The organism is Pseudomonas sp. fls2-241-TYG-175 (assembly GCF_030209155.1).
Classification (GTDB): domain Bacteria; phylum Pseudomonadota; class Gammaproteobacteria; order Pseudomonadales; family Pseudomonadaceae; genus Aquipseudomonas; species Aquipseudomonas viridiflava.
On sequence record NZ_JARVSO010000036.1, the window covers coordinates 1 to 20,216 of the forward strand.

The 20,216-nt window shown below is 60.3% G+C and carries 21 protein-coding genes; 15 read left to right on the plus strand and 6 right to left on the minus strand.

Translation table 11 applies throughout. The features are described from left to right. Window positions 1-301 precede the first annotated feature (301 nt). The 6 genes from QRN20_RS21535 to QRN20_RS21560 all read left to right on the plus strand — a co-directional run bounded on the left by QRN20_RS21535 (window position 302) and on the right by QRN20_RS21560 (window position 6,363). The gene (locus QRN20_RS21535) at window positions 302-580 is read left to right on the plus strand and encodes a hypothetical protein (protein ID WP_004887711.1); all 279 of its coding nucleotides are present in this window, start codon (window positions 302-304) and stop codon (window positions 578-580) included. Window positions 581-778: 198 nt separating this feature from the next. Next, the gene (locus QRN20_RS21540; protein WP_004887712.1) at window positions 779-1,696 is read left to right on the plus strand and encodes an AAA family ATPase; all 918 of its coding nucleotides are present in this window, start codon (window positions 779-781) and stop codon (window positions 1,694-1,696) included. Next, entirely contained in the window at window positions 1,693-2,649 is a 957-nt protein-coding gene (locus QRN20_RS21545; protein WP_004887714.1) for a DUF58 domain-containing protein, read from the plus strand. The genes QRN20_RS21540 and QRN20_RS21545 overlap by 4 nt, the downstream gene beginning before the upstream one ends. Beyond that, the gene (locus tag QRN20_RS21550) at window positions 2,646-4,649 is read left to right on the plus strand and encodes a transglutaminase TgpA family protein (protein WP_122605084.1); all 2,004 of its coding nucleotides are present in this window, start codon (window positions 2,646-2,648) and stop codon (window positions 4,647-4,649) included. The genes QRN20_RS21545 and QRN20_RS21550 overlap by 4 nt, the downstream gene beginning before the upstream one ends. Window positions 4,650-4,668: 19 nt before the next feature. After that, the gene (locus QRN20_RS21555) at window positions 4,669-5,430 is read left to right on the plus strand and encodes a CHAD domain-containing protein (RefSeq protein WP_004887719.1); all 762 of its coding nucleotides are present in this window, start codon (window positions 4,669-4,671) and stop codon (window positions 5,428-5,430) included. A gap of 135 nt (window positions 5,431-5,565) precedes the next feature. Beyond that, window positions 5,566-6,363 carry an acyl-CoA thioesterase gene (locus QRN20_RS21560; protein WP_122428911.1) on the plus strand — a complete coding sequence of 266 codons (798 nt, stop codon included), beginning with the start codon at window positions 5,566-5,568 and terminating at the stop codon, window positions 6,361-6,363. A gap of 165 nt (window positions 6,364-6,528) precedes the next feature. Here QRN20_RS21560 and QRN20_RS21565 read toward each other — a convergent pair whose 3' ends face one another. The 3 genes from QRN20_RS21565 to QRN20_RS21575 form a co-directional block, all read right to left on the minus strand. Further along, window positions 6,529-6,891, minus strand: coding sequence for an Mpo1-like protein (locus QRN20_RS21565; RefSeq protein WP_122605087.1), 363 nt, complete (start codon window positions 6,889-6,891; stop codon window positions 6,529-6,531). Window positions 6,892-7,008: 117 nt separating this feature from the next. Then, window positions 7,009-8,313 (minus strand): methyl-accepting chemotaxis protein, encoded by a 1,305-nt coding sequence (locus tag QRN20_RS21570; protein ID WP_122418840.1) that lies wholly within the window; start codon window positions 8,311-8,313, stop codon window positions 7,009-7,011. A gap of 84 nt (window positions 8,314-8,397) precedes the next feature. Continuing rightward, on the minus strand, window positions 8,398-9,234 hold the full coding sequence (locus QRN20_RS21575; RefSeq protein ID WP_004887728.1) for a TatD family hydrolase: 837 nt from the start codon (window positions 9,232-9,234) through the stop codon (window positions 8,398-8,400). Between the two features lie 174 nt (window positions 9,235-9,408). Here QRN20_RS21575 and QRN20_RS21580 point away from each other — a divergent pair, with 174 nt between their 5' ends. From QRN20_RS21580 to greB, 5 genes are all read left to right on the plus strand, one after another. Further along, the gene (locus tag QRN20_RS21580; protein ID WP_122418838.1) at window positions 9,409-10,854 is read left to right on the plus strand and encodes an MltF family protein; all 1,446 of its coding nucleotides are present in this window, start codon (window positions 9,409-9,411) and stop codon (window positions 10,852-10,854) included. A gap of 103 nt (window positions 10,855-10,957) precedes the next feature. After that, the gene (locus QRN20_RS21585; RefSeq protein ID WP_004887732.1) at window positions 10,958-11,392 is read left to right on the plus strand and encodes a DoxX family protein; all 435 of its coding nucleotides are present in this window, start codon (window positions 10,958-10,960) and stop codon (window positions 11,390-11,392) included. Between the two features lie 244 nt (window positions 11,393-11,636). Continuing rightward, window positions 11,637-11,945 (plus strand): hypothetical protein, encoded by a 309-nt coding sequence (locus tag QRN20_RS21590; RefSeq protein WP_004887734.1) that lies wholly within the window; start codon window positions 11,637-11,639, stop codon window positions 11,943-11,945. A gap of 80 nt (window positions 11,946-12,025) precedes the next feature. Next, window positions 12,026-12,355 (plus strand): hypothetical protein, encoded by a 330-nt coding sequence (locus QRN20_RS21595; protein WP_004887736.1) that lies wholly within the window; start codon window positions 12,026-12,028, stop codon window positions 12,353-12,355. Between the two features lie 47 nt (window positions 12,356-12,402). Next, on the plus strand, window positions 12,403-12,876 hold the full coding sequence (gene greB / locus QRN20_RS21600) for a transcription elongation factor GreB (RefSeq protein ID WP_004887737.1): 474 nt from the start codon (window positions 12,403-12,405) through the stop codon (window positions 12,874-12,876). A 364-nt stretch (window positions 12,877-13,240) separates the two neighbouring features. Here greB and QRN20_RS21605 read toward each other — a convergent pair whose 3' ends face one another. Together QRN20_RS21605 and QRN20_RS21610 are read right to left on the minus strand one after the other, a co-directional pair. Continuing rightward, window positions 13,241-15,757, minus strand: a complete 2,517-nt coding sequence (locus QRN20_RS21605) for an ABC transporter permease (RefSeq protein ID WP_122418064.1) — start codon at window positions 15,755-15,757, stop codon at window positions 13,241-13,243. Beyond that, window positions 15,757-16,440 (minus strand): ABC transporter ATP-binding protein, encoded by a 684-nt coding sequence (locus QRN20_RS21610; protein ID WP_122418065.1) that lies wholly within the window; start codon window positions 16,438-16,440, stop codon window positions 15,757-15,759. The genes QRN20_RS21605 and QRN20_RS21610 overlap by 1 nt, the downstream gene beginning before the upstream one ends. Before the next feature lie 10 nt (window positions 16,441-16,450). Here QRN20_RS21610 and QRN20_RS21615 point away from each other — a divergent pair, with 10 nt between their 5' ends. The 3 genes from QRN20_RS21615 (at window position 16,451) to QRN20_RS21625 (ending at window position 18,462) form a co-directional block, all read left to right on the plus strand. Beyond that, the gene (locus tag QRN20_RS21615; protein WP_043306378.1) at window positions 16,451-17,056 is read left to right on the plus strand and encodes an arylesterase; all 606 of its coding nucleotides are present in this window, start codon (window positions 16,451-16,453) and stop codon (window positions 17,054-17,056) included. A 56-nt stretch (window positions 17,057-17,112) separates the two neighbouring features. Further along, entirely contained in the window at window positions 17,113-17,394 is a 282-nt protein-coding gene (locus tag QRN20_RS21620; protein ID WP_029244437.1) for a hypothetical protein, read from the plus strand. A 102-nt stretch (window positions 17,395-17,496) separates the two neighbouring features. Then, the gene (locus QRN20_RS21625; protein ID WP_004887746.1) at window positions 17,497-18,462 is read left to right on the plus strand and encodes a L,D-transpeptidase family protein; all 966 of its coding nucleotides are present in this window, start codon (window positions 17,497-17,499) and stop codon (window positions 18,460-18,462) included. 549 nt (window positions 18,463-19,011) lie between these two features. Here QRN20_RS21625 and oprI read toward each other — a convergent pair. Further along, window positions 19,012-19,263, minus strand: coding sequence for an outer membrane lipoprotei OprI (gene oprI / locus QRN20_RS21630; protein WP_002553018.1), 252 nt, complete (start codon window positions 19,261-19,263; stop codon window positions 19,012-19,014). A gap of 607 nt (window positions 19,264-19,870) precedes the next feature. On the opposite strand from oprI, the gene QRN20_RS21635 reads away from it, so the two are divergent. After that, window positions 19,871-20,152, plus strand: coding sequence for a GNAT family N-acetyltransferase (locus QRN20_RS21635; RefSeq protein ID WP_004887702.1), 282 nt, complete (start codon window positions 19,871-19,873; stop codon window positions 20,150-20,152). Window positions 20,153-20,216 lie beyond the last annotated feature (64 nt).

Sequence of the window (20,216 nt, forward strand, 5' to 3'; positions counted from 1 at the left end):
TGTGACGCGGAGCGTCACGGGCGGCATGCCCACGCGGAGCGATGGGCACGATCAGCGTCGGGGCTCGGATCGTTCCTCACGCTCCTGCGTTGGAATGCCGCTCAGGACGCTCCGCGTCCGCTTTCGAAACCTGAGCATGGCGCTTATTCGATAACGGTCAAGCCTCTCACTGAACAGCAATGTGCGATGAACCCACGCACTCAAACGAAAACAGTTACCCTTGAGCCCGCGCATGACGGCACTTTCAGCCAATATCGCCGTCAAAGCCGCACAATTCTATTTCTACTTGAGGTAACACCCCATGAAAGCCTGGATCTGTCTGCCATTGTTCATCGTGGTTCTTGCAGGTTGTGCTGGCAAGACCGGGTATCGGGACAGCTGTGCCACGCAAATCGATGCGGCCTGGCATGAGCTTGATCTGGCCAAGGCCGAAGGCTTTGCCGGAACCGTCAGTTACTCCAAGGCCCTCTCGCTGTTGACAGGCGCCAAGACCCAGCAGCAATTCGAAGCATTCGAAGGTTGCACCGAGAAGTCCGAAAAGGCCCGTTTCTACATTCGTGAGTCGCGCGCCGGTCGTTGATGGTTCCCCACGGGCAGGCACATCACGTGTGCTTGCCCGTCCTCGTTTCAGCCCCTCCTGAGCAAATCCCTACTCGCTCTTCAGCAAATCGCTACCCCCTCTGGTGAAACGGCCTACGCTAACCGTAAAGTGATCATACGTTTGGCATCCTTGGTCATGCATGACCAGCCATAAAGCAGTTGCCGGGGAGGCGTATCAATGGGCAAAAGACTCGATGCATGCTTGAGCGCCATCAATGAGGTGGTGTTGGGCAAGGAAGCACAGGTGCGTCTGGCGATGACCTGCCTGATCGGCGGCGGACATCTGCTGATCGAAGACTTGCCCGGTATGGGCAAAACCACCCTCAGTCACGCGTTGGCGAAGATTCTAGGCCTGAGCTATCAGCGCATCCAGTTCACGTCCGACCTGTTGCCGGGTGACATTCTTGGCACCTCGGTGTTCGATCGCGACACCGGGCAATTCACCTTCCATCCGGGGCCGATCTTCGCCGAGCTGGTGCTTGCAGACGAAATCAACCGCGCCACGCCCAAGAGCCAGAGCGCGCTGTTGGAAGCTATGGAAGAAGGGCAGGTGTCCATCGAAGGGGCGACACGCCTGTTGCCGGATCCGTTTTTCGTGATCGCCACCCAGAACCCGTTCAGTTCCGGGGGGACGTTCGCCTTGCCCGAGTCGCAACTGGACCGCTTTCTGATGCGCATCTCCATGGGTTATCCCGCACGCGCTGCCGAGAAGGCGCTGCTGCTGGGCGAGTCGCGCCGTGAGCTGTTGCCGCGCCTGCAACCGATACTCGATCACGCCATGCTCGGCCAGTTGCAGGCCGAGGCGCGTCAGGTTCGCGCCAGCGATGCGCTGGTCGATTATGTGCTGCGTCTGGTGGATGCGACCCGCAGTCAGCCGCAATTCGCTTACGGCCTTTCGCCGCGTGCCAGTCTGGCGATTCTGGCGGCGGCGCGGGCCTGGGCCATGCTGACGGGCCGGGATTATGTGATCCCGGAAGACGTGCAGTCGGTGCTGCCGTCGGTGGTGGGGCATCGCCTGCGTGAACGCACCGATCCGACCGGGCATGGTGGTGGGGCGCTGGTGCAATGGCTGTTGCGTGAGGTGCCGGTGCTTTGATTCCGCCGCTCAAACCGTTCTGGCAACGCTGGCTGGCAAGACGCATTCCTGCGGCGTCGCGCATCGTGCTCGATCATCGACGCATCTTCATCCTGCCGACGCGCACGGGCATCACCTTCATGGTCGTGCTGGTCCTGATGCTGCTCGTTGCAATCAACTATCAGAACAGCCTGGCTTACGGCCTCACCTTCCTGCTGTTGTCGGTCGGGGTGCTGGCGATTCTGCATACCTACCGCAACCTGAGCGGGCTGATCCTCAGTGCCGGACCGGCCCGCTCGGTGTTTGTCGGCGAGGCCGTGCAGTTGCGTCTGCGCCTTGAAAGCGCAAACCATGCCCATCAGGCGCTCGGGCTGGGCTGGGAAGCGGGCAGCCTGCAACATGGCGACGTCAGCGCCCAGGGACTGACCGAGGTCGAGTTGACACTGTCTGCTGAACGTCGAGGCTGGCTGCGTGCGCCTCGGCTGCGGGTAGAAAGTGTGTTTCCGCTGGGTGTTTTTCGTGCCTGGACCTGGCTGGATCTGGAGCAGACGGCGCTGATCTATCCGCGTCCGTTGGCGGGCACCATGCCGTTGCTGAATGGCGTGCAGCCCCATGCAGAAGATGACGGCCACGCGACTCAGGGCGCAGGCGTGGATGACTATCAGGGATTGCGCAGCTATCAGCCGGGCGACAACCGTGGACGGCTGCACTGGAAAGCCTATTCGCGAGGGCAGGGCCTGCTGGTCAAGGAGTTTACTGACCTGAGCGGGCATGAGCTGTGTCTGGATTTTCTGGCGTTGGGCGGCAATATCGAAGAACGTCTGTCGCGCCTGTGTTACTGGGTGCTGGAACTCTCTGAGCGTCGCCAGCCGTTTGCGTTGCGCCTGCCAGGTTTTTTGTCCGGCGTGGACGTCGGCGATGCACATCGGGAAGCCTGCCTGCGTGCGCTGGCCTTGTACGGGCAACGGCCATGACGACCAAAACGGCGGTGAGCCAACCGATTCCCCGGGTCAGCCTGACCTGGCTGCTGCTGGCGCAGGCTCTGGTGGTGGTGCCGTTTGCGTTGCACGTACCGGCTTCGATCATGGTGCTGTGGCTGGGCTGCAGCCTCTGGCGGGTCCAGGCGTTTCGCATGCGTGTGCGTTTGCCTGGGACCTGGGTCAAGTCCGGATTGCTGGTCGGCACAGCCGGAGGGGTTTATCTGGCACGTGGCAGTCTGGTGGGGCTGGATGCAGGCGCGGCGCTTCTGGTTGCAGCGTTTGTGCTGAAGATGCTGGAAATGAATACGCACCGCGATGCAAGGGTACTGATCTTTCTCGGTTTCTTCTGCGTGGCGGTCGGCTATCTGTTCGAGGATAACCTGCTGTGGGCGCTGTTCAGCCTGCTGCCGATCGGTGCGCTGCTGGCGGCCCTGATCGGCCTGCAGCAATCGGATCTGGCGAGCAAGCCTTCGGGCACTCTGAAGCTGGCATTCAAGCTGATGGCGCAAGCCGTGCCCCTGATGATTCTGCTGTTTCTGTTCTTTCCACGTCTGGATCCGCTCTGGTCGCTGCCGCAGCCCAGCAACAAAGGGGTCACCGGGCTTTCCGACAACATGGCCCCCGGCGACATGGCCGAGCTGAGCCGCTCGCCCGCGCTGGTGTTTCGCGCCAGTTTCGAAGGGGCGATACCTGCGCGCAAGCAGTTGTACTGGCGCGGTCTGACACTGGAACAGTTTGACGGCCGACGCTGGTCGCAGTCGGCACGCGCCCAGACCGTGCAGGTGCCGCAATGGCAGAAGCGCGGTGAACCGGTGGCCTACAGCGTCGTCATGGAGGCCAGCGGCCGGCCCTGGCTGCCGAGTCTGGACATCGGCGAAACCCCGCTGTCCGACGTGCGTCAGATGAGTGACTTTCGCTTGCAGCGCAGGCGTCCGGTCGAGCAGTCGTTGTTGTACAGCGTCACGTCGTGGCCGGACAGCGTACGCGACTCGCAGCTCAGCGAGCAGATTCAGCGCCAGGACCTGCAACTGCCTCCCAAAGGCAACCCGCAGGCCAGGCAATGGGCCGAAGAACTGCGACGTCGTTACGCGAGCCCCGATGAGCGGGTGCAGGCCATGCTGAGGTACTTTGCCGACCAGCCGTTTCACTACACCCTCAAGCCCGATTCGCTGGGCAACGACAGCATCGACGAATTCCTGTTTGCCAGCCGCCGGGGCTTTTGCGCCCACTACGCCGGGGCGATGACCTTCGTGCTGCGTTCAGCCGGGATTCCCGCACGTGTGGTGGCCGGGTATCAGGGCGGCGAACTCAATCCCGAGGGGCAATACCTGACCGTGCGCCAGTTCGACGCGCATGCCTGGGTCGAATACTGGCAGCCGGACGTTGGTTGGCGCAGTGTCGATCCGACCGCTGCGGTCGCCCCGCAGCGCATCGAGCAGGGACTGGAACAGGCGCTGGCCGCCGATGAGAACTTTCTTCAGGACTCGCCCATGTCTGCATTGCGCTATCGGCACGTTCCCTGGATCAACGCGATGCGTCTGAGCTGGGACAACCTCAATTACGGCTGGCAACGCTGGGTGCTGGGTTATCAGGGCCAGCAGCAGTTGCAGGTACTGAGCCGCTGGTTCTCGGGTTTCCAGGCACCGGTGTTCGTCGCCGGGATCGCGCTTTCGCTGGGACTGGTTGCCTTGTGGCTGTTCAAACCGTGGCAGCGGGAAAGCGATTCACAGCTGCGATTGTTCAATGCCTTTGAACGCTTGCTCGCTCGCCATGGTCTGCGTCGTATGCCGGGCGAAGGTGCCGAGGCGTTCGGTGCTCGTGCCGCGCTGTTTCTGCCGCAGCACGCCGAGGCCATCGGCGCCTTCATCGACGAGTTCCAGGCGCAGCGCTATGCCGGACATTCGGGTTCCGCAAGCCATTTGCGAAGCCGTCTCAGAGTGTTGCGTCGTCGTTTGCCATGGCGATTCTCGTCGTCCCGAAACAGTCATTCTTGAATTTTTAAGGGGGAATTGCATGTCTTCAATGGTGGATCATCTGGTCGCTGAAATTCTGGCGCTGGACGTCAAACTGCTTGCCTGTCAGGCACGCCTGGCCGTCTCGACCGACAGTGAAGCGCTGCATGATCTGCGCACCACCGTGCGCCGTCTTCGGAGTGTGTTGAGGCCGCTGCGCGAGTTTTCCGGCGCTACGCAATTGGAAGACGCCGCCAAGGCAGTGGGCCAGTTGACCACGCCGTTGCGTGACATGCAGGTCCTGGCTGCATTCCTCGACAAGCAGGGCCTCAGCGACGCCGCCCGCAAGCGTCACGATCATCTGAGCAGCGCCTGCCCGCGTGTGGCGAAGTCCAGCGAACTGACCCGGCTGCTGACCTTGATCGACCAGTTTCCGACGATGCTGCGCATGCAGCAACGCCAGGGCCTGTTACGCGGTCTGCGCAAGACCATCGAGAAGCGCATGGACAAACAATGGCGCAAATTGCGCACGGCGATTGCCGAGCCGGATCATGATCGCCACGACCTGCGCCTGTTGATCAAGCGTGTGCGTTACGCCGCCGAGGCGTACCCGGAACTGAGCCATCAACCCAAGAACATGCAGGCGCGTCTCAAGTCGGCACAGAGCGAACTGGGTGACTGGCATGACCATCTGCAATGGCTCGCGCAGGCCGGCGAACAACCTGATCTAGCGCCGTGCATTGCCGGTTGGCAGATCGGGATCGTGCGGGCCGAGCGCAAGGCCGAGGCATCGCTGAAGCGTCTGGCGAAGGCCTGTTTCTGAACGCTGGCTTTATGAAGTCTTTTCCTACGGTAAACAGGTCATTCAGGCCGCAATAATGGCCGATATGTAGCATGTCAGTGAGGAGGGGGATGAGTACCATCATCCCTACTCACATCGAATCACGCAGGGACGCCCATGACCTTCTCCGAATTGATCGCCGCAGTACGTGACAACCCCGGTTCCGTCACCATTCCTGCCGAATGGTCCCAGGGCCGGGCTTGCTTCGGCGGTCTCATGGCAGCGTTGAACTACGAGGCCATGCGCGCCCAGGTGCCGGAAGGGCGACCTGTGCGTTCACTGGCCATCACCTTTGTCGGTCCTGCAGAGCCTGGCGTGCCGATCTCGTTCGAAGTCGAAATCCTGCGTCACGGCAAGGCGGTGAGCCAGATCCTCGGTCGCGCTGTGCAGAACGGTCAGGTCATGACGTTGATGCAAGGCAGTTTCGGCGCTTCACGGGAGTCGATGATCTCGGTCAAGGCAGACGCTGCGCCCGACCTCAAACCGGTCGACGCCTGCCCCGAGCTGCCCTTTGTCAGCGGCATCATGCCGGAGTACCTGCGCTTCATGGAGATTCGCTGGGCGCTGGGTGGTCTGCCATTCAGCAACACGCCGTCACCCGCCGTTGGCGGTTACGCACGCTTCAGGGACACCTCGCAATCGGAGCCGATGACCGAGGCGCATATTCTGGCGCTGGTCGATACCTGGCCGCCTGCGGTGCTACCGCATCTGAACAGACCTGCGCCCGGCAGTTCGCTGACCTGGACCATCGAGTTCGTGCAGCCACAGCCGGTGCTCGATACCCTGCAATGGTGCAGCTACCGCGCAGTCATCGAGCATGCGCGTGACGGCTACGGGCATACCGCTGCAGCGATGTGGACGCCTGAGGGTGAGTTGATCGCGATCAGCCGTCAGACAGTGACGGTGTTTGGCTGACTGGCATGGTCAGACGATGCAGGCCGTCTGTTATCAAACTACACGTAGTCTGCTGAGTGAACACGTTTTTGTGGGAGGCACTACAACGTCTTTGACGCAGCACTGTGCCAGGGACACAGGGCATCTTCCACAGTCCATGCTTTGTGTAAGACCGGGCTGTTAACGCTACCGCCGATGCCGCTCCTTCCAGGCCCGCCACCATGCACCACTGAGCACGAAGCGCGGGAAGGTCACGAATTGCTCGACCAGCAGGCGTTTGACCGCATCGCAGCGATCACTGAACGGTTCAGGTGACTGCTGTTCCAGCGTGTGGCCGTGACGCTGAAAAGCCAGCGCCGCTACCAGTCCGATGACGCCGATAGCAATCGACGAGACGCTGAGTGAAAACAGCCCGTCAACGATCAACAGCGCTGCCAGGATGAACAGGGGAACGGCGATCAGGTGCAGCACCAGATTCGCCGGATGCCGATGATTGTCTGCGTAACCGCGCCACTGCCATGTGTGTAAATTGGGAAGTCGCTTGCCCATACTGCTGTCCTCTTCAATGCATTCAACGCATGTTTCAATGCATGAAGAATAGGCCCGACCCCGACAGGCCGCGAGTCAAGCCTGACTATCGGTGTGATAGCGTTTACAAACAGCCGCTTACAGCTTGAGTTGGCCGATGGCGGTGTTCAGTTCGCCCGCCAGTATCGCGAGTTCGCCGCTGGTATTGGCCGACTCCACGGTCTGGGTCACAGTGCGTTCTGTCACATCGCGAATGCTCACCACTGCCCGATTCATCTCTTCCGCAACCTGACTCTGTTGCTGAGCGGCCACTGCGATCTGCGTATTGCTTTCACGCATCTGCGCCACGGCGCCAGCAATCGCCGCCAATGCCTCACCTGCTTCACGGGCCTGCTGCACGCATTCATCGGCCTTGTACGAGCTGTCCTGCATGAAATCCACCGCGTCGCGTGTACCGCTTTGCAGGGCTGAAACCATGGTGGTGATTTCGTCGGTAGACGTCTGTACACGCTTGGCAAGGTTGCGAACTTCGTCAGCGACCACGGCAAAGCCGCGCCCCATCTCGCCGGCCCGCGCCGCTTCAATCGCGGCGTTGAGCGCCAGCAGGTTGGTCTGCTCGGCAATGCTGTGGATCACATTGACCACGCCATTGATCTTCTGGCTGTCGGCGGCCATGCGCTGGATCATTTCGGCGGTCTGCTGCACGCCGCTGGACAGCCCGGCAATCGAGACCTGCACGCGGTCCACCACCGCCTTGCCGCTGCCTGCCAGCGCATCCGCGGTCTGTGACTGATCACGCGTGGTGGTGGCGTGCTGAGCGATGTGGTGCACGGTAGCGGTCATCTCGTTGATGGCCGTGGCAACCTGATCGGTTTCGCTCTGCTGGCCCAGCATGCCGTGACGCACCTCAGTCATGCCGGACGCGAGGTGCGCGGCTCCCTGATCGAGTCGGATGGCGGTCTGCGACACCGTGGCGACCACGCGCTGATACCCGGCCTGCAACGCATTGAACGCCTTGGCCATCTGCCCGACTTCGTCGTCACTGCGGTTGGGCACGCGTGCCGAAAGGTCACCGCTCTGTTCGACATGCAGCATGACGTCTTTCAGCGTGTTGAGCTGGCTGAGCAGAAAACGGATCAGTAACTGCGAAGCGCCCAGCATCACAATCATCAGGACAAACACGGCCAGGGCGTAGTGAGCAAAATGCTGTTCGAGTACATCGGCAAAGGTCGGTGCATGGATGAGCGCTGCGCCGCTGGCAGGCAGTGGCTGGGTAGCGGGCCATTGGGCGATCAGTTGCGCAGCGTTGTGCGCCGATTCCTCACGCGACTGCTGCTCCAGATGAACGGCGTACAGCACCAGCAGCAGGGTGGTGATGAACGCGACCGCGTTTACCGCCCAGAATTTGTACTTGAGTGACAGGTTGCCAAGCCATGAGCGCATGAGGGGTCTTCTTCGATGATCGGTAGAAATAGCAGCAAGGTGCCATCACTGTATTCCGGTCATCAAAGCGACCTTTGACGCGGATCAAGAAAACTGCGGATTTTCGTCGGCGGCCTGTTCCACGACTGGCAAGCCAAAGAACTCACGGGCACACGCTGTGCTGTGACGCGCCAGATCCTCCTGGGACTCGCCTCGGTGCAGCGCCACTTCGCGCAGCACTTCGGGCAGATAGGCGGGTTCGTTGCGACCGTTTTTCGGTTTGGGCCTCAGGCTGCGCGGCAGCAGATAAGGCGCGTCGCTTTCCAGCATCAGTCGGCCGCGGGGAATGTTACCCACCAGCGGGTGCAGATGGGTGCCACGGCGCTCGTCGCAGATCCAGCCAGTGATACCGATGTGCAGGTCCAGGTCCAGATAGCTGAACAGCGCAGCCCGCTCGCCAGTGAAGCAATGCACCACCGCCGCAGGTAAACGGTCCCGGTAATCGCGCAGGATTTCCAGCATTCGCTGATTGGCGTCGCGCTCGTGCAGGAACACCGGCAGTTGCAGTTCCACAGCCATGGCCAGGTGCGCTTCCAGCACTTTCTCCTGTTGCGGGCGAGGGGAGAAGTCGCGATTGAAATCCAGCCCGCATTCACCGACGGCGCGTACGCGGTTTTCCTTGAGCAGGGCATGCAACTGTTTCTCGGTGTCGCCGGTCCAATCGCTCGCCGAGTGAGGGTGTATGCCTGCCGTGCAGAACAGTCGCTGCGCACTGTCGTCCAGTTCCAGACACAGCTGCAAGGCTTCTTCGCTGCCTTCGACGCTGGTGCCTGTCACCACGAGTTGATCAACGCCTGCAGCGTAGGCACGGTCGAGTACCGCCTGTCGCTGCGAAGCGAAGCTGGCGTTAGTCAGATTGACGCCAATGTCGATGAGTTGCATGGTGCTACCTCCAGCGCAAGGCTGCCGAGCATATCAGAGCTTCGGTAAAAACAAGAAAACGCTGGCTATTCAAACGGTTGAGCTCAAGGACTCGATGCTTTTCTTCAATGTTGATGCTGCTGCGTGACTTCCAGAGTTCCTTTTTCCTGTTACGGCGATGCCACTGGGGAATGAATGATCCGATCCGCGCTTGTGTCCATCGCCTGCCTTCTGCCGCTTCTGACGACCTTCTCGGGTGAAGTGTCTGCGCGTCCGGTCACGTCTGCCGGGCCTGTGGTCGCTGCACCGCACGCGCCGCCCGTGCGCGATCTGGCCGCGATTCGCAGCAGCAAGGTGCTTCGGGTGCTGGTCAATCAGAGCCGCAACAGTTCCGGCGATGTGAAGGGTCAGGAAATCGGCGTCGAGTATCATCGGCTGGAAGCGTTCGAGCGCTACCTCAACAGCCATGCCCGCGACGGGCAGAAGGTCACCTTCAAAGTCATCCCCAAAGCCAAGAATCAACTGCTCAGCGCTCTGCAGCGCGGCGAGGGTGATCTGATCGCGCCTGGCGAGCTGCTGGATGTGAGCGATGCCAAGGGCGTTCAGGCCAGTAATCCGATCATTCATGACGTGCCACTGGTGCTCGTTGGCCTGCGCGGTGATCGCAGCCTGCGGCGCGTGGAGCAATTGTCCGGTCGAACCCTGAGCCTGGCCACCGGCAGCGCTGCGGACGAAGCCCTGCATCAGGTCAATCGGCAACTGGAACTGCGCAAGCTGCCGCCAGTGAAGATCGAATGGGTTGATCCCAGCCTTGCCGTCGAAGACGTGCTGGAGATGGTCCAGGCTGGCATCTACCCGATGACGCTGGTCGAGCAGCCGATTGCCGAACGCTGGGCCGGGGTCATGCCCAAACTGCGTCTGGATCGTGGGCTTTCCCTGAAAACCCACGGCGATGTGAGCTGGTTCGTGCGCGATAACGCCACCATGCTGCGCGCCAGCATCGATGACTTCCTCAAGGACTACAAACCGTCCAGCCGTCAGGATGTGGCCTTTGAAAAGGCTTACAAGAACATGTACCGGGTCAATAATCCACTGGTGCGCGGCAACATTCAGCGCCTCGAACAGTTGCGCCCCATGCTGCAACGCCATGCCGATGCGCAGGGCATGGACTGGCTCGACCTGGCTGCGTTGGCGTTCAAGGAATCCAAGCTCGACCCGTCTGCGAAAGGCAGTGGTGGCGCAACGGGGCTGCTGCAGATCACGCCCTCGGCGGCCAAAAGCGTCGGTGTCTCGAATATCCAGAATGCCGATGACAATATTCGCGCCGGATCACGTTACATGGCCTCGATCAAGCGCAAGTATTTCTCTAGCCCCAGGGTCAACGAGCGTGAGCGCATGGCGTTCACCATGGCCGCTTACAACATGGGGCCGGAACGGGTTCAGAATATGCGTGATGAGGCGCGCAAGCGTGGGCTCAATCCCAATCAATGGTTCTTCCAGACCGAGCGCATCGCGATGGAGCAGGGCGGCGCCAACGTCGTCACCTTTGTCAACAGCGTCAACAAATACTACCTGGCCTTCGACCGTCAGCGCGATGCGCTGGAAAAGGAAGGCTCCGGGAAATCAACGGTCAGGCGTTAATCGAACAATTCGATAGGTATGTGCCATTTATTGCCGTTTTCACATGAGTAATTTTGATTATGATGGCGCCAATCCCACTTAATCAACGATGGAACGCACTCGCATGAACAGCCTGATCAAATCCGTACTCACCACCCGCGCCGGTTATGGCCTGACCATCCTGCGTGTCATTGTCGGTATCGCTTTCATCGCGCACGGCAGCCAGAAACTGTTCGGCGCGTTTGGTGGCTACGGTCTGGAAGGCACAGCGCAGTACATGGAAAGCCTGGGCCTGACGCCTGGTTATCTGATGGCGCTGCTGTCCGGCGGTGCCGAGTTCTTCGGTGGTCTGGGTCTACTGGTCGGCCTGCTGGCCCGCCCGGCTGCGGCATTGGTGACCGTGTTGCTGCTGGTGGCTATTTTCACCGTGCACATCGGCAACGGCTTCTTCATGGCCAACAACGGTTTTGAATATGCGCTCGCCTTGCTGGGTGGCGCGCTGGCTGTGTTGATCGAAGGCGCAGGCAAGCTGTCACTGGACCGCCTCATCGCGCGATAACCTCTGCCGCTTCCAGACTGAAGGCCCACGTGAAAGTGGGCCTTTTGCGTTTCAGCAGGATTGTAGGGCAAGGTAATTGACAATGAAGGGCGGGCTTCTCTAGGATGCGTGCTCAAGCGCCGATTTAACAACTACTTGCGGGGCGCCTGACAAGGCTCGAACCTTGTCGAAATACCGCTAAAACGTTGGTTCGGTGTTGCCTCTCACCGCTGCCCAGCGGAGCTTTTGAGGCAGAGACAAAACCATGAACAACCTGCGCCCGCTTCTTCGTCTGTCCCCGATCAGCACTGTGCTGACGCGCAAGAATCCGAAAATCCTTCTCGCCGGTTCCCATCAGCCGACGCTGCTGCGTTATCTGGACGGCTGGCCACGTCGCCGTGGCGGCTCCTGTGCCTTCCTCATCCAGTTTGTCGACGCTCACCAACCGCTCAGCCATTTCGCCAATGATCAGTTTGATCTGGCAGTGATTCAGTCACCGGATGCAGAGCAGGTAGAGCAGGTGATTCGCGACCTCACCCGGGTGGCCCGGCAGGGTTTGATCACCTTCGGCTGAGAAGGCATTATGCTGGCCCCCACCGAATCGCCTGACAGGCAGAATCGCCGCCTTATCAAAGGATTAGGTGTGGTGTCTGCATGCGATTGGTTTATTGTGCTCTAGCCTGCCTGACGCTGTCGGGCGTTGCATTGTCTGCCCAGGCCCGAAACGCTACTGAAGGCGAACGTTACCTCTGTCGCTGGGGTTCGACCATCGCCAGTGGTGCGCAAGCGGCGAAGCTTTCGGGTGTCACCCGCTATGGTGCGCGGCAAAAGCTTCAGGCGCGCAAGTTCACCAAACAGTGGATGCGTCCGATGGCGCTGGGCATTACCGAGCAGACTTACGACAGCGACTCGCGTCTCAAGCCCGACAGCGTCAGGCAGATTTATTACGACGGCTGCATCCGCCACGAGGTGGCGCGCCGATAGCGTTTCGACCCCTGTCGAGTTGATGTTTGTGTTGATGGAGGAACGTCTTGAGTACAAAGATCATCACTAAGCAGGGGCACGATGCCCTTAAAAAAGAACTCGACTATCTCTGGCGCGAGCATCGCCCGGACATCACCCAGAAGGTCGCCTGGGCGGCCTCTCTGGGGGATCGCAGCGAAAATGCGGACTATCAGTACAACAAGAAGCTGCTGCGCGAAATCGACCGTCGCGTGCGCTACCTGCGCAAGCGTCTGGAAGACATGCGCGTGGTGCAGTACTCGCCCGAGCAGGAAGGGCGGGTGTTCTTCGGTGCCTGGGTCGAGATCGAGAACGAAGACGGCGACCTGAAGAAATTTCGCATCGTGGGCTACGACGAGATTTATGGTCGCAACGACTATATCTCCATCGACTCACCGATGGCGCGGGCGTTGTTGAAGAAGGAAGAGGGCGACGAAGTGATCGTCAACACGCCCGAGGGCGAGAAACTGTGGTTCGTGAACAGTATTGTTTATGAGCAGTGAGGACAGTATCCCGCTCGCGAAGACGCTGCGGGGATCTTTTCAAGCAACACGTCTCTTTCTGAAGAAACACAATTCGTGGGAGGCGCCACCACGTCTTCGACATAGCGCTGTCGCGCATCAAACTCAGTGGGAGCGGACTTGTCCGCGAAAAGACCAGTACATCCGACGAATATTCATCGCCTGAAATACAGTATTCGCGGACAAGTCCGCTCCCACAAAATCCAGTTTCTTCAGTGACTTATGGGTTGTTTGATAAGAGGCGGTTTGCCGGCGATTGGGTTTTTCAGGCGCTATTTCAGCGGCTGAATTGACGCCATCGCCGGCAAGCCGCCTCCCACGGTGTTTACTGCGTTCACGCTTGCAATCAACCCTCCCGCAGCACCGTCAACGGGCTGGCATTCAGCGCACGGCGTGTGCCGAACACACCGGCACCGCCCACCAGCAGTGCGCCAATCAGCGGCAGCAGCAACAGCCACGGATGCGGGCTCCATTCCAGCGAGAAGGCGTAGCGGTACAGCACAAAGCTCACCAGCTCGCAGCCCAGCGCCGCCAGCAGTCCGCTCGCAGCGCCCAGCAGGCCAAACTCGATCCTGCGTGACTTGATCAGCAATGCCCGCTCTGCACCCAGGGCACGCAGCAGAGCGCCCTGACGGATGCGCTCGTCCAGCGTCGCCTGCAAGCCCGAGAACAGCACGGCAACACCGGCGGCCAGTACAAACAGCAAGACGAACTGCACGGCCAGCGTGACCTGATCGAGGATGCTGCGCACCTGCTCCAGCAGGGCTTCCACGCCCAGAATGCTGATGGCCGGGAAGGCCCGCGACAGCTCGACGATCTGCTTGTCCTGACCTTTGGGCAGGTAAAAACTGGTCAGGTAAGTGGTCGGCAGATCGGCCAGTGTGCCGGGCTGGAAGATCATGAAAAAGTTGGGCTGGAACGTATCCCAATTCACGTCTCGCAGGCTGGTGACGACAGCTTCGCGGGTCAGACCGCCAACGATGAAACTCAGGCGATCTCCCAGCTTGATCTGCAGGCTCTCGGCGAGTTTGGTTTCGATTGATACCCCGGGCGTGGTATCGGCCTGACCGGTTGCGGGCAGGTCTTTCCACCATTGTCCGGCGGTCAGTGTGTTGCCTTCGGGCAGGTCGGCAGCCCAGGTCAGGCTCAGGTCTCGCCGGGTGGCGTTCTCGCCGCGTGAGTCCTTGGTGACGAAATTGCCCACCGGCTCGCCGTTGATACTGGTCAAGCGTCCCGGCACCACCGGATACAGTGGCGCCGAGTGAGTGGACAGCTTGCTCATGGCCTGGGCGAAATTCTCTTTCTCAGAAGGCAGCACATTGAGCACGAAATAGTTCGGCGCATCCTTGGGCAGCTGATTTTGCCAAGTGTCGAGCAATTCGCCACGCAGCAGCGCGATCAAACCCATCGACAGCAGAATCAGGCCGAAGGCCAGCGATTGACCGGCAGCGGCCAGCGGATAACGCAGCAGTTGGCCCAGACCCAGGCGCCACGGCAGCGACGCCCCGGACAATAGACGGCGCAGGCTCTTGAGGCCCAACAGCAACAGGCTGCCGAGCACCAGCGCCGCAACGATGCCGCCACCCAGCAGGGCGAAGGTCAGGACCAGATCCAGGCTCAGGCGCCACATGATCAGGCCCAGCGCCAACAGCGCTGCGCCATACACCAGCCACGAACTGGCAGGGATGGGCAGCATGTCCCGGCGCAACACACGCAACGGCGGAACGCGACCCAGCGCCGCCAGCGGCGGCAAGGCAAAACCGGCCAGTGCTACCAGACCCGTACCCATGCCAGCCAGCGCGGGCAGCAAGCCGCCCGGCGGCACGGTTGCAGGCAAGAGATTTTGCAGCAGCGCGAACAACCCCAGTTGCGCCAGCCAGCCAAGCATCGCACCGCTCAGGCTCGCCAGCAGGCCGATGATTGCCAGTTGCAGACTGAACAACGCCATTGCTTCGCCTCGTGACAGACCCAGGCAGCGCAGCAGCGCGCTGGCGTCGAAGCGTCGTGCAGCGAAGCGTGATGCCGACAGCGCAACCGCAACACCCGCCAGCAGTACAGCGACCAGACTGGCCATATTCAGATAGCGTTCCGCCTTGCCCAGCGCGCCTCCAATCTGCTGGCTGCCGTCGCGGGCATCCTTGATTTCCTGATGCGGTTCCAGACCCGGCTCGATGGCTTTGCGATAGGCGGCGAGTGTTTCCGGCGGACCGCTCCACATTTCCCGATAAGTGACCCGACTGCCCGGCTGCACTACGCCTGTGGCGGCAAGGTCCTGCAGGTTGATCATTACCCGTGGGGTGAGGCTGTAGAAATTGCCGGCGCGGTCGGGCTCGTAGGTGAGCACACGGGTCAGTTTCAAGGTCTTGGCACCGACGTCGATGTCGTCGCCAATCTTCAGGTTCACGGCAGGAAACAGTCGTGCCTCGGCCCAGGCTTCACCGGGTTTCGGTCCGCTGCCTGCCTCTTCGGTCTGGTACAGCTCGGAGGCGCTTTTCAGCTCGCCGCGCAACGGGTAGGCATCGTCTACCGCCTTGATGCTCGACAGTTGGATACCAGCGTCCGTGGCGATGACGCTGGAGAAGATCACGATCTGCGCATGCTTGAGTTGCAGCCGCTCGCCTTCCTGAACCTGTTCCGGGCGGGCAGGGCTTGAGCCTTCCAGAATCAGATCGGCCCCCAGGAATTCGGTGGCGCGCAGCAACATTGCGCCGTTCAGGCGTGCACCGAAATAGCCGATGGCAGTGCTGGCGGCCACGGCCACCAGCAACGCAAAAAACAACACCCGCAATTCGCCTGCGCGGGCATCGCGCAACAATTGGCGGGCAGCGAGGCTCAGCAGACGAACAAAAGGCAGGCGTGCCATCAAGGCTCCAGCGGGGCGACCAGGCGGCCCCCTTCAAGACGGATCAGGCGTCGGCAGCGATGGGCCAGACGCTCGTCGTGGGTAACCAGCACCAACGTCGTGTTGCGTTCCTTGTTCAGCTCGAACAGCAGATCGCTGATGCGCTCACCCGTGTGACTGTCCAGGTTGCCGGTGGGTTCGTCGGCGAACAATACGTCGGGATGGGCGGCGAAGGCGCGAGCGATGGCAACACGCTGTTGTTCACCGCCGGACAGCTGACGCGGGGTGTGGGTCAGGCGTTGGCCCAGACCGACCCGATGCAGCAGATCGCGTGCCTGTTCGCGGGCGTCGCGGCGGCCCTCCAGTTCCATGGGCAGCATGACGTTTTCCAGGGCATTGAGGCTGTCGAGCAGCTGAAACGACTGGAAGACAAAACCGACGTGCTCGGCACGTACCCGGGCGCGCTGGTCTTCATCCAGCTCACTCAGGTTGCGACCGGCGAGGATGACCGAACCGGCGCTGGGCAGATCCAGGCCCGCCAGCAGACCGAGCAGTGTGGATTTGCCCGAACCCGATGAGCCGACGATGGCCAGTGTGTCGCCCTTGTTTAGTTCCAGGGAGAGTTCGTGCAGGATAGTCAGGTCACCTTCGGTGCTGGGGACCACTTTACTGAGGCTTTGGGCACTGAGAATACTTTCACTCATGGAGAATCCGATGCGTGCGTGGTTTTTAAGTGCTGGCCTGGGGTTGCTGCTGCTGTCACAGGGCGCAGTGGCGGGCACGGTGTTGATCGTTGGGGATAGTATCAGCGCGGCTTTCGGCCTGGATACCCGCGTGGGGTGGGTCAGCCTGCTCGAACAGCGCCTCAAGGAACAGGGTTTCGACGATAAGGTGATCAATGCATCGATCAGTGGCGACACCAGTGCCGGAGGCCAGGCGCGGCTGCCTGCGCTGCTTGCAGAGCATAAGCCTGAGCTGGTTATTCTCGAACTGGGTGGCAATGATGGCTTGCGTGGCCAGTTGCCTGCTCAATTGCAACAAAACCTTTCGTCGATGATCGACAGCTCTCGCGCAGCCGGTGCGAAGGTACTGTTGTTGGGGATGCGGATCCCGCCCAACTATGGCCCGCGCTATACCAAGGCCTTCGAAGAGGTCTACAGCAATCTGGCCGAAGAGAAAAAGGTCCCGTTTGTGCCCTTCTTTCTGGAGGGCGTCGGGGGTGTTCCGCAGTTGATGCAGGCCGATGGTCTTCATCCCGCAGCCGCTGCGCAGGGAAAACTGCTGGAAAATGTCTGGCCGACGCTGAAACCGCTGCTTTGAGGCTTTTCCAGGCGGGAGCTTTCGGCTAATGTGGCGCCCCCGATCTGGAGCCCCCCATGCCGCGTCCCGCCTGGTCCCTGTATGCCTACCAAATGCTTGAGCCTGATGAACAGCTGGATCTGTTCGCGTGTCAGGAAGTGCGGGTGCATCTGATTGCTCGTCAACTGGAACTGGGCGGCTCGATCGATCGCACCTTGTGCGGTACCTTGCTACCGGCTCAGCCGCACCTGTCGGCGGTGCAAACCGATGCGCTGCGTGATGAGCGCCTGTGTCCACTGTGCAAGGCCATTCTCGATGCCCAGCGGCGTGGGATGAACCCGATCTGGCCTGAACTGTAACCTTGTCAGCGTGTTCACCCCTGCGGATCTCCCCGAATCGCCGGGTGCGGGTGTACACTTCGAATCTTTCCCATATCGCCGTTACTCGAAGGATCTTCCCGGATGTTGTCGCGCATTCCAGCCGTTGCCCGCTGTCTGTCACTTGCTGCTCTCTGCGCGGCGAGCTCCGTTCATGCACTGGAGTTTCCGTTGCCGCCACCCGGCGAGGACATTGTCGGGCAGGTGCAGGTCATCAAGGCCAAATACGAAGACACGTTCGCTGACATCGGCACCCAGTACGATCTGGGCTACCTGGAAATGATCGCGGCCAACCCCGGTGTCGATCCGTGGTTGCCGGGAGCAGGCAAGGACATCGTGCTGCCAACCCGTTTCATCCTGCCGCCGGGTCCGCGTGAAGGGATCGTCATCAACCTGGCCGAGTACCGCATGTATTACTACCCGAAAGGGCAGAACGTGGTGCACACCTATCCGCTGGGTGTAGGTCGTGAGGGCTGGGGTTCGCCTATCGGCGTCACCAAGGTAACGGCCAAGACCCCGAATCCGACGTGGACGCCACCGGCATCGATCAAGGCCGAACACGCTGCCGATGGTGATCCGCTGCCCAACGTGGTTCCGGCAGGCCCGGACAACCCGCTGGGGCCGTTCAAGTTCGGGCTCGGGATGTCCGGTTATCTGATCCACGGTTCGAACAAGAAATTCGGTATCGGCATGCGCACCAGCCACGGCTGCTTCCGCATGTACAACAACAACGTGCTGGAACTGGCCGACATGGCACCCGTCGGCACGACCGTGCGCATTATCAGCGAGCCCTACAAGTTCGGTCTGAGCGGCGGCAAGGTCTATCTGGAAGCGCACACGCCAGTGGACGATCTGGGCAATCCTTCGGTGGTCGACAAGCACACGGCGGTCATCAACGCCTTGCTCAAGCGTGACGATCTGGCCAACAACCTGCGCATGAACTGGGATCTGGTGCGTGATGTGGTTGCCGCGGAAGATGGGATGCCGGTAGAAATCGCGGTGCCGGGCACGGCTCCTGCTGCGGCTGATGCGCCGGTGGTTTTTCAGTGATTTGAAGCGCGTTACCTTTTTATGATCGTGCCCATCCGCGTGGGCACGCAGCCCAAGATGATCTGCGCCACATTCGAGAGCGGACGCGGAGCGTCCTGGGCGGCGTTACCACGCTGGAGCGTGGGAACGATCATGGACTTCAAGCACACTGATCGTGCCCATCGCTCCGCGTGGGCATGCCTCCTGTGACGCTCCGCGTCACAAATGGCACAGACTGCGGATTCAGTGAGTCGAGCGCATGGCTCCAGTCACCTTTTCGCCCCTCGGCGACGTACTTTGACGGGGCAAAGTACGCAACCCCCTGTGCTCAGCCTTTACCCGCGTCGCGTTCTGCGGTGTTCATGCCATCGCGCTACAAAAGCACACCAGTGCCGTTGCGTCTCCAGATTGCCAGATGACCTTTGTATAGCGATGAGCGCAGAGCCTACTTGGATGTAACGCTGAGCGCATCGCCTCGGAAGCGATCATGCTCCATGCCTCTCAAACGTCGCCCAATAAAAAAGCCGACCCGCTGCCGGGTCGGCTTTTTCAACAATCCCGAGGGGACTATTACTTGCGGCTAGCCTTGTCCAACATGCGCAGTGCGCGCTCGTTGGCTTCGTCAGCAGTCTGCTGAGCTTTTTGAGCTGCAGCCAGTGCTTCGTCAGCCTTGCGGTAGGCTTCGTCGGCACGTGCTTGCGAACGGGCTGCTGCGTCTTCGGTAGCTGTCAGACGAGCTTCGGTTTCTTTGGATACGCTGCTGCAACCGGTGGCCAGAACTGCTGCCAGAGCCAGAGCAGAGAATTTCAGAACGTTGTTCATCGTGTTCCCCTTCAAGGACTTATTTCAAATTAGTCATCTCTCGAAAGTGAGAAAATGACCGGCGTACATAGTACCCATTGTTTGTAGTAAGTAAACGGAGGAAGCGCAAGAAGCGCATAAATTTCTTGGCTTTGAAAGTGTTCCGCGTTACTTCTCATGCAAACTGTCTAAAAACTATCCACTTTGCTGTGGCTGGCCACTGCTGTAAAGCTGACAACAGCCTTATCGAAACGGTTCCTGTATGACCGCGCAGACAGTGATGGATGTTGGCTTCATATCGGTCATCCTGTGTCCGCTGTAGAGCCTTTTATTCGGCGGATCCAATGCATCGACGAGCACAAGGCAAGTGCCTGAATCGATCGTGTTGAACTGCCGCGCAAGGGGCGAGCGAGTGTTGGCTATGCCTTGCCGTGGTTTTATGCTTTTTTTATAGCTATCGCACTTGAGCATCTCCGGTAATGACGCCTACTATTTACAGGTGCTCTTTGTTGAGATCGGCCAGGCTCTTCCCGGTGTCAAAAACAGGCACAGGGTGGCGTAGATGTTCCTTCGCCGGAAAAAGATCGGTAAGGTAGGGGTCAAATTCCAAGACCCGCGAGGAGTAGCGATGAGCGAGGCGTTGTCCATCCACCATGATCAGACCGGCCATCAGTTCGAAATCAATATCGATGGCCATCGGGCCTACCTGACCTATATGGATCTGGGGAAACAGACCCTGGATTTCTATCGGACTTTCGTCCCGGATGCATTGCGCGGCAGGGGCATCGCTGCTGCCCTGACCGAGAAGGCACTCGACTACGCCGACAGCATGGGCTACACCGTTATTCCTTCCTGCTCCTACGTTGAGCGTTATATGGAGCGCCATCAGCGACAGGCCGCGAAGATCTGATCTGCATCACGCTGTAATCGACACCTGCAAAAACGCCGAGCATTGCTCGGCGTTTTGGTGTGCG